The sequence below is a fragment of the Pleionea sp. WD8-19 genome, assembly GCF_055326765.1.
On sequence record NZ_JBUZOU010000013.1, the window covers coordinates 1 to 21,432 of the forward strand.

Annotated in this window: 19 protein-coding genes and 1 rRNA gene; 9 read left to right on the top strand and 11 right to left on the bottom strand. The window is 42.7% G+C overall.

What is annotated here, in order from left to right:
• Window positions 1-112, bottom strand: a 16S ribosomal RNA gene (locus ACTUJY_RS14655); the annotation flags it as partial.
• A gap of 71 nt (window positions 113-183) precedes the next feature.
• Window positions 184-342, bottom strand: coding sequence for a hypothetical protein (locus tag ACTUJY_RS14660; RefSeq protein WP_463616857.1), 159 nt, complete (start codon window positions 340-342; stop codon window positions 184-186).
• A 367-nt stretch (window positions 343-709) separates the two neighbouring features.
• Between ACTUJY_RS14660 and ACTUJY_RS14665 the strand changes: the two genes are divergently transcribed.
• The gene (locus ACTUJY_RS14665) at window positions 710-1,150 is read left to right on the top strand and encodes a hypothetical protein (protein ID WP_463616858.1); all 441 of its coding nucleotides are present in this window, start codon (window positions 710-712) and stop codon (window positions 1,148-1,150) included.
• A gap of 1 nt (window position 1,151) precedes the next feature.
• Here the strand turns inward: ACTUJY_RS14665 and ACTUJY_RS14670 are convergent, their stop codons facing one another.
• The 3 genes from ACTUJY_RS14670 to ACTUJY_RS14680 form a co-directional block, all read right to left on the bottom strand.
• Window positions 1,152-3,086 carry a TonB-dependent receptor gene (locus ACTUJY_RS14670; RefSeq protein ID WP_463616859.1) on the bottom strand — a complete coding sequence of 645 codons (1,935 nt, stop codon included), beginning with the start codon at window positions 3,084-3,086 and terminating at the stop codon, window positions 1,152-1,154.
• 842 nt (window positions 3,087-3,928) lie between these two features.
• Window positions 3,929-6,478: a pre-peptidase C-terminal domain-containing protein gene (locus ACTUJY_RS14675; RefSeq protein WP_463616860.1), complete on the bottom strand. Its 2,550-nt coding sequence runs from the start codon at window positions 6,476-6,478 to the stop codon at window positions 3,929-3,931.
• Between the two features lie 403 nt (window positions 6,479-6,881).
• Window positions 6,882-7,781, bottom strand: a complete 900-nt coding sequence (locus tag ACTUJY_RS14680; RefSeq protein ID WP_463616861.1) for a DUF4097 family beta strand repeat-containing protein — start codon at window positions 7,779-7,781, stop codon at window positions 6,882-6,884.
• Window positions 7,782-7,976: 195 nt separating this feature from the next.
• Between ACTUJY_RS14680 and ACTUJY_RS14685 the strand changes: the two genes are divergently transcribed.
• On the top strand, window positions 7,977-8,723 hold the full coding sequence (locus tag ACTUJY_RS14685; RefSeq protein WP_463616862.1) for a peptidylprolyl isomerase: 747 nt from the start codon (window positions 7,977-7,979) through the stop codon (window positions 8,721-8,723).
• A gap of 1 nt (window position 8,724) precedes the next feature.
• Here ACTUJY_RS14685 and ACTUJY_RS14690 read toward each other — a convergent pair whose 3' ends face one another.
• From ACTUJY_RS14690 to ACTUJY_RS14705, 4 genes are read right to left on the bottom strand one after another with little or no spacing between them, the layout of a single operon-like run.
• Window positions 8,725-9,243, bottom strand: coding sequence for a hypothetical protein (locus ACTUJY_RS14690; protein ID WP_463616863.1), 519 nt, complete (start codon window positions 9,241-9,243; stop codon window positions 8,725-8,727).
• Window positions 9,218-10,597: a sigma 54-interacting transcriptional regulator gene (locus ACTUJY_RS14695; protein WP_463616864.1), complete on the bottom strand. Its 1,380-nt coding sequence runs from the start codon at window positions 10,595-10,597 to the stop codon at window positions 9,218-9,220. The genes ACTUJY_RS14690 and ACTUJY_RS14695 overlap by 26 nt, the downstream gene beginning before the upstream one ends.
• Complete coding sequence (locus ACTUJY_RS14700) at window positions 10,597-11,073, bottom strand: hypothetical protein (RefSeq protein WP_463616865.1); 477 nt, start codon at window positions 11,071-11,073, stop codon at window positions 10,597-10,599. The genes ACTUJY_RS14695 and ACTUJY_RS14700 overlap by 1 nt, the downstream gene beginning before the upstream one ends.
• Window positions 11,070-12,500: a sensor histidine kinase gene (locus tag ACTUJY_RS14705; RefSeq protein WP_463616866.1), complete on the bottom strand. Its 1,431-nt coding sequence runs from the start codon at window positions 12,498-12,500 to the stop codon at window positions 11,070-11,072. The genes ACTUJY_RS14700 and ACTUJY_RS14705 overlap by 4 nt, the downstream gene beginning before the upstream one ends.
• 285 nt (window positions 12,501-12,785) lie before the next feature.
• Between ACTUJY_RS14705 and ACTUJY_RS14710 the strand changes: the two genes are divergently transcribed.
• The 4 genes from ACTUJY_RS14710 (at window position 12,786) to ACTUJY_RS14725 (ending at window position 15,870) form a co-directional block, all read left to right on the top strand.
• Window positions 12,786-13,043, top strand: a complete 258-nt coding sequence (locus tag ACTUJY_RS14710; protein ID WP_463616867.1) for an EF-hand domain-containing protein — start codon at window positions 12,786-12,788, stop codon at window positions 13,041-13,043.
• Between the two features lie 71 nt (window positions 13,044-13,114).
• A complete protein-coding gene (locus ACTUJY_RS14715) occupies window positions 13,115-13,462 on the top strand; it encodes a hypothetical protein (protein WP_463616868.1) in 348 nt (115 codons plus the stop codon).
• Between the two features lie 31 nt (window positions 13,463-13,493).
• Window positions 13,494-14,042: an OmpA family protein gene (locus tag ACTUJY_RS14720; RefSeq protein ID WP_463616869.1), complete on the top strand. Its 549-nt coding sequence runs from the start codon at window positions 13,494-13,496 to the stop codon at window positions 14,040-14,042.
• A 175-nt stretch (window positions 14,043-14,217) separates the two neighbouring features.
• Window positions 14,218-15,870 (top strand): acyl-CoA dehydrogenase family protein, encoded by a 1,653-nt coding sequence (locus ACTUJY_RS14725; protein ID WP_463616870.1) that lies wholly within the window; start codon window positions 14,218-14,220, stop codon window positions 15,868-15,870.
• Window positions 15,871-15,928: 58 nt separating this feature from the next.
• Here the strand turns inward: ACTUJY_RS14725 and ACTUJY_RS14730 are convergent, their stop codons facing one another.
• A complete protein-coding gene (locus ACTUJY_RS14730; protein ID WP_463616871.1) occupies window positions 15,929-16,501 on the bottom strand; it encodes an outer membrane beta-barrel protein in 573 nt (190 codons plus the stop codon).
• A gap of 240 nt (window positions 16,502-16,741) precedes the next feature.
• Here ACTUJY_RS14730 and ACTUJY_RS14735 point away from each other — a divergent pair, with 240 nt between their 5' ends.
• Window positions 16,742-17,347 (top strand): CC0125/CC1285 family lipoprotein, encoded by a 606-nt coding sequence (locus ACTUJY_RS14735; protein ID WP_463616872.1) that lies wholly within the window; start codon window positions 16,742-16,744, stop codon window positions 17,345-17,347.
• An 80-nt stretch (window positions 17,348-17,427) separates the two neighbouring features.
• Here the strand turns inward: ACTUJY_RS14735 and tyrS are convergent, their stop codons facing one another.
• Window positions 17,428-18,645, bottom strand: a complete 1,218-nt coding sequence (tyrS, locus tag ACTUJY_RS14740) for a tyrosine--tRNA ligase (RefSeq protein WP_463616873.1) — start codon at window positions 18,643-18,645, stop codon at window positions 17,428-17,430.
• Between the two features lie 207 nt (window positions 18,646-18,852).
• Here tyrS and ACTUJY_RS14745 point away from each other — a divergent pair, with 207 nt between their 5' ends.
• Both ACTUJY_RS14745 and ACTUJY_RS14750 read left to right on the top strand, forming a co-directional pair.
• Window positions 18,853-20,295, top strand: coding sequence for a peptidoglycan DD-metalloendopeptidase family protein (locus ACTUJY_RS14745; RefSeq protein ID WP_463616874.1), 1,443 nt, complete (start codon window positions 18,853-18,855; stop codon window positions 20,293-20,295).
• Complete coding sequence (locus ACTUJY_RS14750; RefSeq protein WP_463616875.1) at window positions 20,295-21,416, top strand: anhydro-N-acetylmuramic acid kinase; 1,122 nt, start codon at window positions 20,295-20,297, stop codon at window positions 21,414-21,416. The genes ACTUJY_RS14745 and ACTUJY_RS14750 overlap by 1 nt, the downstream gene beginning before the upstream one ends.
• Window positions 21,417-21,432: the final 16 nt, after the last annotated feature.

Genomic DNA, 21,432 nt, shown 5'->3' on the forward strand with positions numbered 1-21,432 from the left:
ACCCGTCCGCCACTCGTCAGCAAAGAGCAAGCTCTTTCTGTTACCGTTCGACTTGCATGTGTTAGGCCTGCCGCCAGCGTTCAATCTGAGCCATGATCAAACTCTTCAGTTCAAAGTGTTTCGCATCCGAAGATACTAAATCTTGCTCGATTGGTTTCGTGAATCAAAGTTCAAAATGAATCTTTAGTTCAGGTCACTCAATCGATAATGTCGTTGATTGACTTTATCGCTCTGAGTGCCCACACAGATTACTTCATCTTTCTTTTTAAAGAACATGTTGCCAGGAACCCGCCTTTGCAACTCAACGTGTTTCTCAACGTTGGGGCGCGAATTATACGCCACTCGATTTCCCTGTCAACACCTTTTCTTAAAAAATCTTTTCGATTTTTGTGAATGAAAAGGTTTCCATTCAAAACAACCAGAAACTCAAAAAGAAATACTTATTTATCAAGTAGTTAGCCATTTTGTTTTCCAGCCTTTACTTCAGTGTTTTGGGCTGTGCCCCTGAAGTGGATGCGCATTATATAGAGGTTTTGATGGTTGGCAAGCATTAATTGAAACTTTTTTACTTTTTTTTTGAACTTAACGCTTAGCTGAATAATTATAGAACAATTTGATTAAAAGTAGACCCGACACTCATTAAAAATGATTGTTTTTCGTTCATTTCACTAAAAATGCTACAGTTAAATAGGTCAGCTTGGGGTAATTTATGACTTTTCGGATTTGGGCCTGTTTAATAGCCCTAATAACAATGGCCTGTACGCAGCAGCAAGAGACCGCCACTGTATCAAAGCCAATAGAGCAACTTACTGAGCTAGAAGCAGAAAGCTTAATCATGAACTGTTTTCAAGAGACACATCAAGAGCAAGAAGTATTCGTTGAAAAAGAAAACGGTCAATTTGGAATCATCGATCGAAACAGTCCCGAAAATTACCGAGCACCACTTGGATCGAAGAGCTATCAAACAATGGATCAAAGACTCAGGTTTTTCAAACGCTATCGGTCGTTAAATTTAAACTTTGGATATTGGGGATCCGTGCCAGATCCCCAAGGTAATTATTATCGATATGTCATTACTCGATATTGTCTAACAAACGGCACTTCAATTACCGGAACTGCAAAATCAAGTTTAATAAAGTTGGCTTTCTGATCTAAAAATCATTCCACTCAAAATTGATACCGATATTACGCCCAGTAGCAAAAGTGTCTAAATCGTCATTTGAGGGAATATAAAGCTCATCCAATACATTGTTTATCGATAAACCGAGTTTCCATTGTGCATTCATCTGCCAAGAGAGTTTTAACGATAGTAAATCAAAACCTGGGCTTTCCACTTCGCCGTTTCCAAACTCTGACTTTGCAAAGCGACGAGACCAATTCCCTTGTAAAGTCCAATCCCCCCAATCTTTAGCGTATCCCAGATTTAATTTTTGAGCGGGAATGTCTGACAGCGAGTTACCTTGTTCGTCATAACCCATATAACGAGTATACGAAGCATCAAAACTGGAGTGGTTAAACCGATAGCGGTAACTCAATTCACTGCCGTTTATTTTTCCTTTATCAAGATTGATATAACTCTGTCTGCCAGAGTCCAGCGTTATGCGTTCAATATAATTTTCCACTTGCATAAAGAAGCGGCGCACACTCAGGTGGTGTCCTTTAAAGTCCCAACGAAAACCAAAATCAATGTTAGAAGAACGTTCCGTATCCAGATCGACTACCGCTTCGACTTCGCCACGTGCCGTAGTGCCAGTAAAAAAACGCTCAGTAAATGAGGGAAACCGAAACCCAGTGGCCAGATTCACAAAACCTCGCCAATTGTCATTAAAGCTCAGTTCCGTACCGGCAAAGCCGCTAAACGCATCATCGGTGACCGCACCACTGGCCATCGCACTTTGTTGTTGCCAGTTATAACGTGCACCCAAATGAATCTTTGCGATACCGGCTTCGATAAGTCCGGATAGAAAAACGCCCACATCATCCAATTCGCCACCAGTCAGGATCAACGAATGCTCGAAACGGTTATCAGCAAAAGTCCATTGCTTTTCATGTGCCTTCACATCGCGACGAGCAAACCAGTCAACACCCCATTGCCAGCTCGCTTGTTTGGTATTTAACCATTGCTGCTGCCAGCTAGCCCCTATATCATTGGAACGATTGAATGTACGATTTAAACGACTGTTGACTCGAATATTATCGCTGGTTAATTGATTAGGATGAAAATACAGCGACCATCTCCAGCCGTTACTGTTTTGTGCAGAAAAATTGAGCAAATGATGCTTTTCTTTTGGGTAAATCGTAATGCGACTGTCCGGGTATCGTAAATTAGACTTGCCTATATCTTTCGCTAGCGAGCCCAACCACGAAATACGGTATTCGGTACCTTGGCTCTGCCACTCATGACTGAAATAAAGGTTAGTCAACTGGAATTCGTCATTCAACTCCTGACCATTTGCCGCCTCAGTTTTCCCCATATTTCTTTGCGAAAACCCAAAATCTGTTTTCTCACTACCCGAGAGCATCGATAAATACTGACCATTTCCTTGAGTTTGAACTCCAAATCGAGCCAAAGACTGCTCACTTCGCGGCAGGTAAATATTAACCACACCGCCAAGTGCACCACTTCCATAAAATGTAGAAACCGGACCACTGACAACATCGATCGATTCGATCAACATAGGATCAATAAAAGATGCCGAGATCCCGGCGCGGCGCTCAGTAACAATAGGAACACCGCTAACCAAAGTCTTGATCCTGTGTTTGGCTACACCGCGGATGGAGTAGGTTTGAAATAATCCACCTTGGCCATTGGCTGAGACACTGGGCGCACTTTCAACCAGACTTAAAATATCGTCGGGCTGTACAGAAGTGTCTTTAATAGAAAGATTGATCGCGGCAATGGTTTCCGGAGCCTGTGTTAAAAAAGGATCTCGATACGCTGAAATCACCATGCGGTTTTCTTTTTCATTGCCTGAACTTTGCGACTCTTTCGATGGTTCGTTTTTGACTTGCAAAACGGCTTCTTCCGATGCGAAAGCCAACGATTGCAATACCAGCAAGCTGCCGGCGATAAAATAAGTTCCCATTAAAATCTTCCCCTAAACTATTTTCGGTACTCATGTCGACCGCAGTGTTTTAACTGAAACGTGCGACTGATTAATATTTGAATACCAAAGTGAACGTGCTCAATGCTGACGCTCGTGTTTAAATGCCCACCAGGCATGTTGTATCACCAATTCAGGTATTAAAGTCTCACTCTCAGATGCAGAATATGACAACGATGCGAACGACTTCGCTTGACAGTAAATACGACGAGTAAACGCCGTTTAATTAAAAGTATCCTGCGCAGTTGACTCATACCTTGCCTACGTAATCGTTTGACTTTCCGATTAGACTCAGAATGATCGCCGTTGGAAGCGGCAATCAAGTCATCCCATAAAAAGTAGCCAAATAAGAATTTAAGCATTCGGTACGGCAACGGGAGCCTGCGGGTGCCACTGTTACCTTGATCCGAGAACCATTGATTAAACCAAGCTCAAAGTATCGATGCTGTATAGCACGTGTTTTACATAGGCTGGATTTTAACTTGAATCAGGTGCAGAACAAGGGATCGCCATTTGTGAATATCACCATGTGACCGCAATATATTAAAGCGGAGCCCATACTCGCTCAATAATGAGCGCGCATCTTCCATCAAACTCACAGCTTTCGTCAATGCGCTAGCGAATACGCAATTGTAAGAAAATGCTGACACACTCACATTATTCTCAGAACCATCTTTTGTTAACAAATGAACAATAGCCAACTCAAGTCCTAAATCAGGAAGAGCTTGATTACTCTCAAGTAGCGCATCCGATGACTAAGTTTATTACAATAAAAAAACCCGGTTTAAACCGGGCTTTTTATTTGATCAGATAAAGAATCGCGATCAGGGCTTCCACTCTGCATTGATATCCACGCCAGAATAAGAGGAGTAGCCTCTTACACTAATATACCAAGTGCCCGCAGTTGGATTACTAAAGCTACAGGACTCATTATTACCGTAACGATAAGGGCGACAGTCATAGCTACCCGTTGTGGGTTGCGCACCTCTGCGTACGTACAAATCAGCGTCACCGCTTCCACCCGACATATTAATCGTAAAAGAAGACATACCGGCAGGAATATCGACGGTGAAATGTTGCCAAGAACGTCGTGAACCGGACAGATCGTTTTGTGTGAAAGTACCACCGATACAATCGGTACAAGGCTCATCAAACGATCCTGTTAAACTCACTCCCGAGTATGAACTGTAAGCACGTAACATGACATGATAGGTGCCTGCCTGGACGTTACTGATGGAACAAGTTTCTTCATTTCCATTCAGATACGGACGGCAATCATAGCTGGAAGTTGTGGGTTGTGATCCAAAACGAACATAAAGATCCGCATCACCCGAACCACCTGTCATAACAAACTTAAGATTCGTTGCGCCCTCTGGAACACTCATCGTAAAGAACTGTGTATCACCAGTGCTACCCGAGAGGCCCGTTTTAGCAACACCATTTTGCAACACATTATCAACAGGCCCACTGACCGTTACCGTTTTCGAAGTGGTACCCGTGGCGCCTTCATTATCGGTTACCGTTAATTGCACGGTGTAACTTCCTGAACTGGCATACGTATGTGAAGCGTTTACACCACTACCAGTATTACCATCACCAAAATTCCAACTGTAACTGGTAATGCTTCCGTTTGAGTCACTACTGGCACTCGCATTGAAACTGCAGCTTAAGTCGGTACAACTTTCAGTGAATGAAGCCGTTGGTGGAGGATTACTCACATCACCACCACAGCTGTCAAATTTAAAGCTGGAAATATGTGTGCCCCATTGACCACTGGACTTACCGTACTCATTAGTAAACCAGAAGGTACAGCCGTCAACTGGATCCAGCGCAAGGTGAGAATAATCACCAAAACGGTTACTGGAAATTCCGGAAGTTCCGTTTACCAAAATGGTTTCTGGTTGCCCCATACTTCCAGAGGCATCGGTGGCCAGACGACCGGTATATCGAAGGCTTGGATAATCAGAGCTGCTGCCCCAACTGTAAGCTAAAGCGATGTTGCCATCTTTATCCATAGCGATGGAACCCATCCAGCGGTTTTTGCTATCGGGTGCGTAGGTTCCTTCTTGATGCAAGGCCCAGTTACCTGAGTTACCACCACTGCGACGAAGTTCGAACCAGCGAATACCACCGCGATCATTACCATTAACATCCGTAACAAAGTTACCGACGATCGTTTCATAACTTCCGAAGTTACGATATTGAGCACGGAACATTACCACTTCACGCAATGGGTCCAAATTAGAAGAAGAACCCGCTTGTGGGAAACAGGAAAATGAGGTTAAACCACACAGTGAAGAATCAAACTCAGCCACCGCAATATCCGCCACTTTGCTGAAACTCGAATTGCTGGTGTTATTGAAATCGGCATTAAACTGCCAAAGCTCAACATAATCTTGAGCAGGATTATTGCTACTAGAATTATGAACTTCGTCGTCCCGATGTCGTAAGAAGTAACCTGGCGTACCCGCTACCGGTGCATTTGCGCCATCGAAATCCGCAGGTGTCATCATTTGGAAACCAAAGCCGCTCAAGTTTGATGTCGTCAATCGAACAAAATTCGCAGAATTACCCGCCAACATCGCCGAACGATTTAATGCGTACATAGTAGGTGAGCTTTCGTTTGTGCCTACGTAGTATGCATCATGCCATACACCGTACTTAGGATAATCTGGAAAAGTCGGAGATTGGAACGCGTAGTTATACCAGCCGCCGGATACCGGATCAGATGTTTTGGAAACGTACACGCAAAGGTAATTACCACTGGATGAAAACTCTGAAAGTAACCAGCGTTGTGCCATTTCATCAAACAGAACGATGGGATCACCTTTACCACTCGCACAATTGCCACTGCCCAAATTATCCATTGCAGTAGGACCGGCTACTTTATTGCCCGTATTTTTATCGTAAATAGAAAAAATAGAACCGCCAGAACCGTTTATCGATTGTATGTAATAGTTCAAACCAACATCACCCGTAGGATCTGGAGGGTTCACACCGGTAAAACCTTCACCATCGAAATTTTGCTCAACAACGCGATTGTTCGTAGTGGCTTTCGACATTACATCCATTTGTTTGGAAACCAAAGGATCGTTTTTATCGAGTACTGCATTTTTGGGTTGCCCAGGTTGGACATAGTTAGGGTTAAATCGTCGACGTGGCATGTCTTTAACATCCATGCCTGGTACCCAATCGTTTACCGTAGGTAGACTGCGTAAATCACCATCGAATTTTTTCGGCGCAATTTTTTGCGAGGCCCAAAGTTGATGGTCGGAAGATTTAGCCAACACGCTGGATGTAATACCTGCGGTAGCCAACAAACAAGAAACAGCAGTCACTTTTTTAAGCGACCACTTGATTGTATTTGTTTTCATATGTTTACCCGTAAATTGTAGTTATTAGAAATTGGGGAAAACGTAATACTTTTGCATCACCCTATCTGTGGTGTGCAACATCGTTCTATTAATACTGCCTTTATCGAACCTTCAAATCAGCAACTCACCGTCGTCACTTTTTTCCGGCTATGTGCCGAACCACTTCCGAAGTTTTTTGATTATTTAATAGCTACCCCGCATGTCGGTATACTACAGAGCGGCTTGAGATATACAGGTAATATTACCAATCTGGATAAACTAACGGTGACTTTCGTATTGAAAATAAGAAGTAACTTCAGCTTTACTAAAAATTATTCTAAAAGTTGTATAACAGTAAATAGGATCTAAAAAAATAAAAAGGCGCGTTTTTCGCGCCTTTTTATTTTAGTCATTCGATATTAAATCATTTATTATTTGTACGTCGGTCTTCTCGTTCAACTATTGGATCGCCAGGCATCCATTTTTTCACAATGGGCAGTTGTCTGATATCAACATCACGGCTAACTGGCTTAACGGATGTCACTAATTCGGGTGGTTTAACCACTTCAATAGCAATACTTCCTTTAATTGAATTAAGCAAAACTTGTGAAGTTTTCTCGCCCTGCAATAATTGAAACGGCTTTTTGTTTACTGATTCTCCCTGACTAAAGAGCTGTCCACCTGTGTCGGCAGTTAAAGTCAGATCCATATCTTCGAACACTTCAGCCTTTATTTTTCCGCTGTGTGTTTTAACAATGGCATTGCCAGCCGATTTAAAACCACGAAGCTTTACCGTTACATTCCCACTTTGCGACTCCGCATGCAATAACCCTGTCGTCGCCAATTTAATATCGCCTGAATTACTGAAAGCAGAAACAACACTCGCCGTTTTATCAATCTTAATTAATCCAAAGTCGGTTTCAGCATAGATCTTGACATCGTCCGGGAATAATATGGCCATATCCACTCGCGCTTTTAATTGCCCGTTTTTACCAACAATGCTTTCCGGGTATTCCACTTCAATAATCAATTCTTGTGCGGTCGTGCGAGTTTTAAACTGCGGTTTGGCTTTAAACTCACCAATGTTTTGAATGGTGGCATGAAATATTACTTTTTCTTCGCTGTGATTACGTGAACGAATGCTGCCATATCGATTTATCAGAATGACTTGGCGACCTTTAGGAATAACGCCACTCCAATCGTAACTGGTAATTTTCACTGGTGTTTCTTTTTTGAGCTCTTGAGTTGTCGGCTCATTTGCCGAAATAGAGAAAGGTATAAAAGTTAAAATGAATATCGCAATGACCGATTGTCTAATAGGCATAAAAAAACTCCTCTTATTCTTTTGTCGTTGAGGTAGTGGGATCAGCAAATTATCACTAAACACCAACAAACGGAAACTGCTCTGGCAATAATACCGAGAATTGACTAAATATCACTCAGCAATAAGCGCTGGATCTGTCTCGTTATTTGCTTTAGTCTTCTTGCTTTATCCGAAAACTACAGCATTAAACTGACCATGAAACCAAGACTGCTTCTCTGTTTGCTCGCATTTACGAGCTCGCTTAGCCTACACGCTACGATTGTTGAGTTTCAAACCACTCAAGGTAACTTTCGTATTAACTTGTTTGATCAAGATACGCCGGAAACTGTGGCTAACTTTCTCGAATATGTGCATAACGGCGCATACAATAACTCGGTCATTCACCGCTCGGTGCCCGGCTTTGTAATTCAAGGGGGTGGTCTTTACCTTGAAAATGACGAGCTCCCCCTTGCTAATATAGTGACCAACCCAGCGGTAAAAAATGAACCTGTTTTCTCCAACGTGCGAGGCACAATTGCCATGGCAAAAATCAGTGGTGATGCAAACAGTGCCACCAGCCAATGGTATATCAACCTGGAAGATAACAGCGAGAGCCTTGATCCTCAAAACGGTGGTTTTACAGTATTTGGTCAAATTATCGAAGATGGTATGTCGAGTGTTGATACGATAGCTGCGCTTGATGTGTTTAACTTTGGTGGTACCGTAAGCGAAATTCCTCTTGATAACTATACGGATGACGACAAAACCAATGAAGTACCCGTAGTTAAAGAAAACCTGGTATTAATCACCAGAGTTGAAATTATAGATGAAGCGGTTGATACAGCAGCCAATCTAAACCCAACGCCCAATACATTAATCAACCAAGATAGCTCGAGTGGCTCACTGTGGCTTTTACTGCCTATACTCGGTTTATTCGGACTGCGCCGAAAAGTCAAAAATTAATTCAGCTTGATGCAGAAGAGGAGTCATCCTCTTCTGCATTTTTCTTTTGCCGCTTTTTCACAATTGTCAACGTTTTTTCCAAAGCCCCTTTTGCTTTTGCAGAAAGCTCTCCATCTTTATATTCCTTAACAATAATATCTTCGACCTGCTCAATTAAAGTGTCTACCGTATGTACACGTGTTCTGCGCCCATCATGTTGATTAAATAAGTTTATACGCCGCTCGGTGCGGCGTCCAAACGCCAGCAGTTTTTCGAAATGCTTTTGCTTCGCAGGATCTTTTTCAAATACATCCATGAATGTCAATAAAATGGATAATGGGCTGAGCAAAATATCGCGCAGTGCATCGATTGCCAGCTTTAACTGAAAGATACCCAATCGCTTTAACTTTTTCACAACGCCTTGACTTCTCACTTGAGGTAACGGATTACCAGGCTTGTCTTCTACATTGAACTTCATAACCGTTAAAAACAATACACGATAAATTTGAGTTAGTTTAACCGTCGCTATAAGAAATTTCACTACTCAAACGATAATGTTCGCTATCAATGTTATGGCGACGAATAATCTTGTGAAAATCCGATCGGTTTCGCTGAGCTAACGCGGCGGCATCGGAAATATTGCCTCCAGTAATTTTAAGCAGATGTTTCACGTAATTTTTTTCAAACTCTTGCTTAGCTTCAGTTAACGGGGTGATGCTTTGCTGCTCACTTGGTAAACTTGAACGAACTAACGATTCAGTGATCATTCTCGTAGGACTCAAAGCCACCACTTTTTCCACCAGGTTTTGTAACTGTCGAATATTACCAGGCCAATGATATTGGGTAACAAGCTTCATTGCTTCTTTCGCGAACCGTTTAGGTTCATGATTGTTTTTTTCGGCGTTTTGCATTAAAAAGTGGTTCACTAATAGGGGAATATCCTCACGTCGTTCTCTCAGTGGCGGCATTTCCAAGCTCACCACATTCAATCGATAATAAAGGTCTTCTCTGAACTCGCCAGCGCTTATAGCGTTTTCAAGTTGCCGATGAGTCGCTGCGATTATGCGAACATCAATATCCCGAGATTCAGTGGCACCGAGTTGTCGAATTGTCCCTTCTTGCAATACTCTGAGCAACTTAACTTGTAAAGCCAACGGCATGTCACCAATTTCATCCAAAAATAATGTTCCAGAATCGGCGGAAAGAAAAAGCCCTTTAAAATCATGATTGGCTCCAGTAAATGCGCCCTTTTTAAAACCAAACAATTCGGATTCCAGTAAGTCGGGTGGTATCGCTCCGCAATTAATGGGTACAAAAGCATTTTTACTGCGTTCACTCGCATTGTGAATGGCCTGAGCCATAAGCTCCTTCCCGGTACCGCTTTCACCTAATATCAATACACTCACATTACTTTTAGCGACCATTTTTGCTCGCTCTAACAATTCGTACATCGCCGCACTACGCGTTAAAATAGGTTCCGCCCAATTCAAGCTTTCTACATGTGCAATATTGCTTAATTCACACGCTCTTTCTAATGTTGCGAACAACTCTTGTTTATTAATGGGCTTCGTTAAGAAGGCAAATACACCTTGCTGTGCAGCGAGTACCGCATCCGGAATGGAACCATGAGCAGTTAATATAATCACAGGTAAAGTTGGACGAAGACGATGAATCTTTTGTAATAACTCCAATCCATCCATTCCATCCATTTTTAAATCCGAAATGACCGCTTGAGGAGACAATTGCTCAAGCAATTCAATGGCCCGTTTTCCAGACTCTGCACAATGTGCTCGATAACCTTGAGCTTCTAATCGCATTGCAATAAGCTGAAGTAGATCTTTATCATCATCGACCACTAAAACAGATGGTGTTTTACTCTTAATTCGTTCAGACATTATTGAGCTCTCGAATCTAATGCGTGTTCAATTCTGGTTAATGCTTCAATTGAGCGATTCAGCTCATCTATTATTTTCTGTTGATGAAAGCTTACTCGTTCCATTGCTCGGAGCTGATCCTCCACCAAATGCAGAAGTGCCAAGTAGCTTTTTGGCCAAACCGGGTTGGCTTTCATCAATTGAATCTCATTTTTTAATACCCCGGGTGTTTTGCTTGGTTCGCAAGTCGATAAAATAAATCGTTCTAATTGAATGGCGTTATTCAGCGTGCTTTTATACTTTACTAACAGTTGGTGACGTATTTCCAACGTTTGAGAGCACATAAATTGACGATGCGTCAATAAACGTTCCAAACTTGGAGGATGCTCCTCCATTATCGGACTTAAAGACGCCGGCCTTTCTTTTGGCTCGTTGTTTCGATGCCCCCCACAAGCTTGCAATATCAAAAAACTCAGGACCATACTAAAAATCTTCATTTTGCTCCCCGAACATCGTTAAACTCGATATTAAATCGTGTCCCCTTATTAACGTGGGAAAGGACTGAAATATTCCCATTTAACGATGCAACACTCTGCTTCACAATCGCTAATCCAATTCCGCTGCCTTTAATCGCGCCATTGCGCTTTATCCTTCCCTGATAAAATGGCTCAAAAATACTGCCTATATCGTTTGACTCAATTCCGAAACCATTATCTTCAATAAACAATAACCAGCCATTATCGATGGACTCCCAACCAACCTCTATTGTGACTTCTTCTCGCGAATAATGAATGGCATTAGTTAACAAGTTTTTTAAAACCATCGATAAACGTGACGGATCACTCATTACTTGCAACGGAGACTTACACAATATCCAGTGAACTTTCTTAGTATCCAGAGAAAATTCGTCAATAATTTGACTCACAAAGGTACGAACTTCAACCCTTTGTAAAAGTAAAGGGGGTTTTACAAGCAATGTATTAAAACTTAACATTTGCTGGATCAACTCGTTTAAATTATCCGCATTGGTTTGCAAAATAGTTAATACACGTTGTTGTTGTGGGTTCACTTTGCCTGGCACTTGATCCAGCAGCAACGAACAAGCTTCCATAATGGCAGCCAAAGGCGTTTTAAGTTCATGCGTCACATGCTGTAAAAACACCTTTTTTTGCTCTTCTCCACTGCTCAATTTTTTTCGCATCCATTCCAACCGCTTTCCCAAAAGCGTTAAATCTGCAGGACCTTCTATTTTGATCGGCTTTTCCCATAAACCTCGTCCGAGCTGATTGATCGCTAAACTCAAAGAACTCAATGGTGCAGTAATGGTTCGTATACTTATCAAGATTAAAATAGCAGAAAGAGGAATGACCAGTCCTCCGAGCGACAATAGCAGGAGCTCGGCATCTTTCAATTGTTGCTTGCTTTGACTTAAACCAGTCTCTATGGTTTTGTCGATCGACAAATTAATTTGTTCAAAGAGTGAATAACTTTCATTCAAGTGTTGTTCAATGGTCTGATCGTTTTGCACCGCTTTCCGAATCTCAGCAATATTTTGATTGATGCGGCCGAATAAAATCGAGACTTGACTTAACGAGGTAACATCGAATACAGCATTGAGCAATAACCGACTTTGTTGATCTTTAAATTGGGATATTCGCCGGTCAAAAAGCTTGATTAACTCATTGTCTTTTAATATTTGAATTTGTCGGGCCACTCGTTCCAGACCACTCAAACTTTGACGTAATACCAAACTGTTTTGATTTAAAGCCAACGCTTGTTGCGCTGTTTGATACTGGTGACGACTTTGTTTATTCATCGTCCATATCGCGAATACAACCGATATCAATAATGGCAACAAAGAAAGGGCGAACGAAATCATCCATCGTTGCAAAATAGACAACCGTTTGAACTTGCTTTTATTCATAGCCCCCTCTTAATTTAAATGGCGTTTTAGCCAGTGAATGTTTCCATTTGGCAACACCCTATCACACTGAATTCAATAGTTTTTTTAATAAACAAACAAAAGGCGTTGCTAATTTGCAACACTTTTTAAGTTTGAGAATGAGTATTTTCGTAGTTCTCACTAAAACGTGCGTTGACCTACGTCTAACTATTTGATTTAAATCAAATTTAATAACTTGGCACGAAAAGTGTCTTTATTATCGTGAACCACTTAATACAACCAATCTTAAATCCTAAGGAGAAAGACATGAAAAAACTAGTGATCAGTACATTGTTCTTAACGGCTGCAGTAGGTATATCCGCAGGAGATAAAGTTGCAAAGCTGGATGAAAAAAAGCAAACAATAGACTTTGCTCAAGCCGATAAAAATACCGATGGATTTATTAGCGCCGACGAAGCCATCGAATTCCCAACATTAAAGTCCAACTTTGCAAAAATTGACACGGACAGGAATTCTAAAATAGACAAAAACGAACTTCAGGCATTTTTAAAAGAAGCTCAATAATCGAAAACCGAATAGGGAGGCAAAGCTCGTCTCCCATTCTTTAAAGTCATTCTGTTTTGGGTAATTCAGTGATGCACCAAGCCAATTTAACCAGTCAATACAATTGTCACGTTCAGGTACATATTAAAGGCCATTTGGCTATTGTCATTGGCGTCGTTGAAAATGAGCAGCAAAAAGACCAAATTATAGAATCCATTTTACGATTAAACGGCATTTGCTCAATTAAAAACTATTTATGTGTCATCACACGTTTCAACTCTTTGTCTGTCGTTTCGATAAAAAATAGAGCCTTCGATGCCTCTAAAGATGTGCTGGTAACGGTGACACAATTTATGCATCCAGAGGACGAACACGGACACGTTGTATTTCACGATTCACTGGGAAATGCTGCGGACTATTTCGAACAGACACACAATTAATCAAGAAACGATAAGCAATAGGAGCAGTTAGATGTATAAACACACTTTAATCCTTATAACAACATTTAGCATTTTGACCGGTTGTTCTTCGCTAACCACTCACGAATCAGCAAGCGAATTGTCAGCACCAATTGCAAACGACACGCCTTCCAACCCGGAAGTCATTGTTGAAATGCCAAAAGAAAATATCCACTTTGAATTTGATTCCTACGCCATCGATCAACAACAACGTCAAGTACTGCAACAGTGGGCTGATTATTTCAATGCCATCAACGCAAAACAGGTAGCACTACACGCTCATACCGATAAAGTTGGTAGTGAAACCTACAACTTTGAACTCTCAAAAAAGCGGGCTCAATCGGTGCTAACCACTTTGAAAAATTACCTGTCAACAAATACCGATATTCAACTGCACGCTTACGGTGAGACGCGCCCACTAAACAATAATGAAAATGAGATACAAAGACGCTTGAATCGCCGCGTCGAAATCGAATTAAAAACAGCTGAGCCAATTGAGGAGGTTTCGAGCCTTATCGATTCATCAATACCAACAGATAACTCAAGCGCACCCAAACGATAGGATGTCAAACCGCCTCGTACGCGGCCTCTTATCAAATGACTCAAGGATGAGTCGACCTTCAAATATTTCAAAGCCTTATTGAACCATCGATTAAATGCTCAAACAAATGCCGTGTTTCTACTATTTGCTAAAACGATGATATAGTCATCGTACCAGTGAGATAAAGAGAGCGAACATGATTGAGCTACCCAAGAATCAAGAGACGCATACCGTGTTCAACCAGCCTACACCTTTGGAAAACTACAATGCATTTACCAGCAACTTAGTGCTGCAACATTATGTTGTCCGTTTTAACGGAGAGTGGGGACACTCACATTTGATGAATTACGGAAACCAGGTAGGACACGAATTGCTTACTGCCGGATTCGATGCCAATCATTTTAAGCCAGAGTTTGATACGCACGATCGATTTGGTTATCGCATTGATCAGGTCAATTATCATCCGAGTTACCATCAATTGCTGAAAGCCGCTATCGAAGCCCGTCATCACAATTTACCTTGGGTAGAATCACAAAAAGGCGCGCATGTGGTTCGTGCCGGTATCGAGTACTTACACACACAAGCGGATCCGGGCAGTGGGTGTCCGTTAACCATGACATTTGCTTCTGTTCCGGCATTGAAACATCAACCCGACGTTGCTGCAGAATGGTTACCGAAAATACTCAGCAACGAATATGATCACCGAAACATTCCTTACTTTGAGAAAAATGGCTTGACTATTGGCATGGCGATGACTGAAAAACAGGGAGGTTCCGATGTTCGCGCCAATACTACGCGAGCCACCCCTGTCGGCGTCGGTGGTCCCGGAAAAGAATACGCAATAACGGGGCATAAATGGTTTTGTTCCGCCCCCATGTGCGATGCGTTTCTGGTGTTAGCTTATACCGACGGTGGTTTATCTTGCTTTTTGTTACCTCGCTGGCGACCCGACGGCACTAAAAATGCCATGTACATTCAGCGCATTAAAAACAAAATGGGGAATGTGTCTAATGCTTCATCCGAAGTGGAGTATCGCGATGCTTTCGCCTGGATGATTGGAGAAGAAGGCCGCGGTGTTCGCACCATTTTAGAAATGGTGGCCATGACTCGTTTTGATTGCATGATTGGCTCGTCATCTCTGATGGGGTTGGCTACCGCACAGGCGATTCACCATACCGGTGGTCGAGAAGTGTTCGGCAAAAACTTACATCAGCAACCGCTAATGCAAAATGTGTTGGCGGATTTGGCTCTGGAGTCGGAAGCCGCAATAGCAATCAGTATGCGACTTGCCAACTCGCTCGATAATTTTGAAAGCGACTCTGAAAAACTTCTGTTTCGATTAGGTACCGCAATCGGAAAATACTGGGTTTGCAAACGCACCGCAGCACATACCGTAGAAGCGATGGAATGCATCGGTGGCGTGGCCGTCGTAGAAGACAACGTACTGCCACGTTTATATCGTGAAGCACCCGTCAATGCGATTTGGGAAGGTTCGGGTAACGTGCAATGCTTAGATGTCGCCCGCGCCATGACCAAAGAACCGCAAGTCGTCGACGCCTTTTTACAAGAATTGAATCAGTCAAAAGGAGAGTACTCCATTTACGATCAGCAACTCAAACAACTGACACAAGTTCTTGCATCAGGCAACTTACCAGAATCACAATTACGACGATTGGTTGAAAATATGGCATTGCTCTGGCAGGCATCTACTTTGATTCAACATTCAACGAGTGAAATCGCCGATGCGTTTATTGACAGTCGACTAGCCGACCGACATTTGATGTTTGGTTCGCTTGGTGAGCGTATGAAGCTGGACTTTATAATTCAACGGAGTGGTCCGAATATTTGAAGAATGCTGTGATCAGGGATCTGCATTTTATTGCAGCCCCTGACATGAACATGATGATTTAGAAATTTGTACCTAGTGACAACATAATTAAATCAGAGTCATAACTGGTATTTGCAAAAAGAGGATCATCTGCTTCAGGAAATACCATGTAATTTAACTCAAGTGTAAACCCTTCGACTTTCATGCCTGCTCCTGCTCCATACGAAAGCCCCATTGAACTTTTGGTTTCATCTTCGTAACCACCCGAAGTATATGTAAATCGAGAAGACGCGAATCCAATGCGTCCTTTCGCATAAAACTCACCTGATGATTGTGCCGTGAAATAAGCACCAAGAGCACTGAATTCTGTTTCTACTTTTTGCCCCATGTAGTTAGACATTATTTCATCCCTGTCTCCATTGGTAGAAAACGACATGAAAAGTTCACTCGCAAAGTTCTCGGTGAATTTATAACCAAAAGCTATCCCCATTGATAAATAGGAAAATTCTTGAGACCCTTGGTTCAAGCTGGTATTGGTTTGTCCGGTATGAAGCTCTCCGTACCATTTAGGTTGAAATAGAGTGCTTTCTTCTGCAAACGCTAAAGATGATAATAAAGCGGAAATGGCTAAAACCGACTTAATTGCTTTCATAATGATCCCCTAATAAAATTAATTTCATGTTTACACCTAAAAATAAAGGCGAGCAATCCTATCAAAATTTAGATAACAAATTAAGCAATTTAGATACTTGTATTTTACTCTTTTTACGCTGGTAAATATGACACAAACTGGCGCTTCTTTTATCGCGTCTCTTTGAAGTTCAGATCAAATTGATATAATCGCGCCTTTTTTAAAAAACACATTTTGGAACTAATACTCCTGGGAAACAGCATGAAAAAAACACTCATCATTTTTGCAACTCTACTACTTTCCGCGTGCGCAACAAGTTATGGTCCCTACGGGTTTACAGGTGGTTATAAAGAACGAAAACTAAGTGATAATAGTTATATCGTTTCATTTTTTGGCAATGGCAATACTCATGAGCAAATCGTATGGAATTACTGGATGTATCGTTGTGCAGAGCTCACTGTTTTAAAAGGCTATACTTACTTTGAACTGGCACCTTCTGCTGAACATGCAGAAAAGACTCACTCTATAGAAGAAAAACCTTTTCAGTTCGAAATGTTACCGCATGTGCAGGATGAGCAGCCTGCTTTCACTCCGGCTTACTACTACTATACAACGGTAACAACTTACTCTTCAAAAGCCATCGTTAACATGTTTAACGACCCTGTTCCCGACAGTGCCGGTATGATTTTAGATGCTAAAACGATTCTTGAAACTCTTAAACATTATGTAGTGAGTCGAGGAAAAGACAAAATCGAAAACCGCCAGGATCTGATGCTTAGAAGTGCTATTGAAGCAGCGATTCGATCAAAGCGAATCAAAGACAGTCAGGCTGATGCTTTTCGAGATTTTCTGAAAACCAAAATTTAAGTGATCAATCAAAGAAGCCCTTTTGAACGGGCCTCTCTGAATTTACATATCTTTAACTTGAAGCTCATCGATTTCTACTATTATGCACAAATACTAACGCGAGCAATTTTCTTTTTACCCGCTTGTATCACATATTCACCAGCAGGTAACATCAATGAAGGCTCCACGACTTTCCAGTCCACTTTTACACGTCCATTTTTCAACATGTCTTTCGCCTGTGCGGAATTTGTCGCAAGGTTTGATTGATTCAAAATACGTCCGATGGGTAATGAATCCACGCCATCAAGTGCAATTGAAACCTCGGGACAGTCTTCAGGAATTTCGCCATCTTTTACGATATTGCCAGCGCCTTTGTGCGCACTGGCAGCCGCTTCTTCACCATGAAAACGCGCGACGATTTCCTTTGCGAATTCAATTTTCACATCGCGAGGGTTGGCGCCGTTTTCAACGTCGGTTTTTAATTGCTCTATTTCAGAGAACGGTCGGAACGATAACAACTCAAAATAACGCCACATGAGCGAGTCGGGTATGGAAACCAACTTCTGGAACATGGCACCGGGAGCGTCTGTAATTCCAATATAATTACCCAAAGACTTCGACATTTTTTGAACGCCGTCTAAACCTTCTAGCAGTGGCATGGTGATCACAACTTGTGGTTTCTGGCCGTGATCTTTTTGCAGCTCGCGTCCCATTAACAGGTTGAATTTTTGATCGGTTCCACCCAGCTCTACATCACATTCTAATGCGACAGAATCATACCCTTGCACTAACGGATACATAAATTCATGGATGGCAATTGATTGGCCGTTAGCGTAACGCTTTTTGAAATCGTCACGCTCCAACATACGCGCCACCGTTTGATGCGAAGCCAGCTTTAACATGCCCGCCGCACCAAGTTTTTCACACCATTCCGAGTTAAAAGCGATGGTTGTTTTTTGCGGGTCGAGAATTTTAAAAATTTGGTCTTTGTACGTTTTGGCGTTCTCTTCAATTTGCTCACGAGTGAGAGGGGGTCTTGTCGCGCTTTTTCCAGTAGGGTCACCTATCATGCCGGTAAAGTCACCTATCAGAAACACGACCTGATGCCCCATTTGTTGAAATTGGCGCATTTTGTTAATGAGTACAGTGTGCCCTAAATGAAGATCGGGTGCGGTCGGATCGAAACCGGCTTTAATTTTTAACGGCCGGTCGAGTTTCAACAGCTCTTCCAGCTCGTGCTCTACCAAAATTTCATCGGTTCCACGTTTTAATTCCGCCACCGCTTCGCTGTGGCTCAGTGGTTGACCAGTTTCACTCATTGTATTCTCCACACACTTCACTTTCTGCTGAAAAAAACACCAGCAACAAGTTGAAATCTTTAGTATTTACCGAGGTCCAAGTTATCCATTATCGACCAATTTAGGTTACACTTAGCAATAACTTGCCTCGAAGGGCTAACAAAAGCCGCTATTTTAACGGCAAGTAAGGCAAAGTTGTATTCCCAAAAGGCTGTAACACCAAAAACCATGATTAGACAGGACTATAAACCCGCCAAACAGCAGCGGTATCAACAAATAGCGCAGCTTATCCACCATTTGAAATTACGATGGGGGGAAATGCTGGCAGTCGCACTCGGTGTCACACTTTTGGCATTTGCGTTGTCAACGGGAGATGATACCGAGCTTGAAACCACTGCTACAGCCCACCGTGGCGAAATCATTTTAGGTGAAGTCACAAATGACGAAGCGATAACCTCCAAGCCTCAAGTGTTCGATCCGGATAGCACTCGTTATAGATTACCACTGGAATGGGAAAGCGAAGCGACAACACTGGAATCAGAATTGCCACCTCCTTCTATCTCCGAGTCTTCGATTAATCGTGAAATGACCATCAAATCAGGCGATACCCTCTCTTCAATATTTAAAAAACAGGGGTTCAGCGCCCGCGATGTGTTTCAAGTCACTCAGGATAAAACCGCAGCTGAAATCCTTCGCAATATTCGGCCAGGCAAACAACTGATATTTAAAGTCGATGAACAGCAACGTCTTATTGGCCTGCATTACGAAATTGCCGTAAATCAGACGCTTCAAGTTAAAAAGTTAGGAGATAAGTTTCAAGCGGAAGTGTTCGAACGCCCCATTGAAGTTCGACAAGCTTTTGCGTCGGGCACTATTCAGGACTCCTTGTTTAATGCAGGAAAAGCCGCTGGTCTTACCGACAACTTGATCGTTAAACTGGCCAATATTTTCGGGTGGGATATCGACTTTGTACTCGATGTACGCGAAAACGACAGTTTTGCCCTGATTTTTGAAGAAAAATACTTAGATGGTGACTTTATTGGTCATGGTGAAATTCTTGCGGCACAGTTTATTAATCAGGGAGAAGTGTTTGAGGCCGTACGATACAGCGATATCAATGGAAACGAGAATTTTTATACTCCCAAAGGCGACAGCATGCGGAAAGCCTTTTTACGCGCGCCATTAAATTTTATGTACATCAGCTCTAACTTTAATCCGCGCCGATTTCACCCTATTTTAAAGCGCTATAAAGCGCACCGAGGCATCGACTATCGCGCACCGACCGGCACACCTGTGTTCGCGGCGGGTGATGGTAAAGTAATTGCCTCTTCCTACAACAAATACAATGGCAAATACGTTTATATTCAACACGGCAATAATATCGTTACGAAATACCTGCACCTTTCGCGCCGCGCCACCAGCTACGGCAAACGGGTGAAGCAAGGCCAAGTCATTGGCTATGTCGGCTCCACAGGCATGTCTGAAGCACCGCATTTACATTACGAATTTTTGGTCGGCGGCGTGCATCGCAATCCACGCACCGTGAAGTTACCGCAAGCGCAACCGATAAATACAAACGAACGCGAGCGATTTATGCAGCAGACCTCACCCTTGCTGGCCAGCTTGCAGGCTCGTCAAAAGTTCTCAACCTTTACTGTAGGTGGGCATTAATGAGCGAACTTTATATCGGATTGATCTCCGGTACCTCTGCTGATGGTATTGATGCCGTTGTGATGGACTTTTCCGAAGCAAAACCAAGCGTATTGGCCGAGCAGACGTTCCCCTATGATGTAACTGTACGTGACGAAATTTTAAGTCTGTCACAGCCGCTTCAGGATAACGGTGCTCATCGCATCGATCGACTCGGCCATCTTGACCACCGCATTGGGCAGCTTTTCGCAGAAGCAGCCGATGCCATATGCCGGGCAGCCAAAATTACTTATCAAGACATACGCGCAATTGGCAGTCACGGTCAGACCATTCGACACCGGCCGCAAACTTCCACGCATTTTTCATTGCAGATTGGCGATCCCAATGTCATTGCGTTTAACACTGGCTGCACAACGGTGGCCGACTTTCGTCGCATGGACATAGCCGCTGGCGGGCAGGGAGCCCCTTTGGTGCCTCTGTTCCATCAGCAACTGTTTCAAAGCAACGACTTCAATCGAGTGATATTAAACCTGGGTGGTATTGCCAATGTCAGTTGGCTGCCTAAAGACAGCTCTCGCGTGATTGGTTTTGATACAGGCCCGGCTAATGCCTTAAGTGATCATTGGATCAAACAACAACGAAACTTGAGTTACGACAAAAACGGTGAATGGGCAGCGAATGGACGTGTAAGTGAAGAGTTATTGAAACACATGATGGCTGATCCCTATTTTACGCTCGCTCCACCCAAAAGTACTGGGCGCGAATATTTCGATGCGCAATGGTTGCAACAAAAATTAAAAGGTGTCGACCCGTTATCTCCTGAGGATGTGCAAGCCACTCTGGTAGAGCTCACGGCTAAATCTATTGCACAACAGTTAAACAAGTTACCGCAAAATTGCGAACAAGTATTCGTTTGTGGTGGCGGAGCACATAACGGCTATTTGCTACAACGGTTACAACACTTTCTCCCAAGTAATATCCCGTTAAAGCCACTCCGTTCGCTCGGCTTTAACAGTGACTTTATTGAAGCCGCCACATTTGCCTGGTTAGCAAAACAGCGACTGGATAGAAACCGCGTCGATTATTCATCGGTAACCGGAGCCCGTACTGCCGTATTACTGGGTGGAATTTATCAGAAATAGTTGGCGGGATAACGTT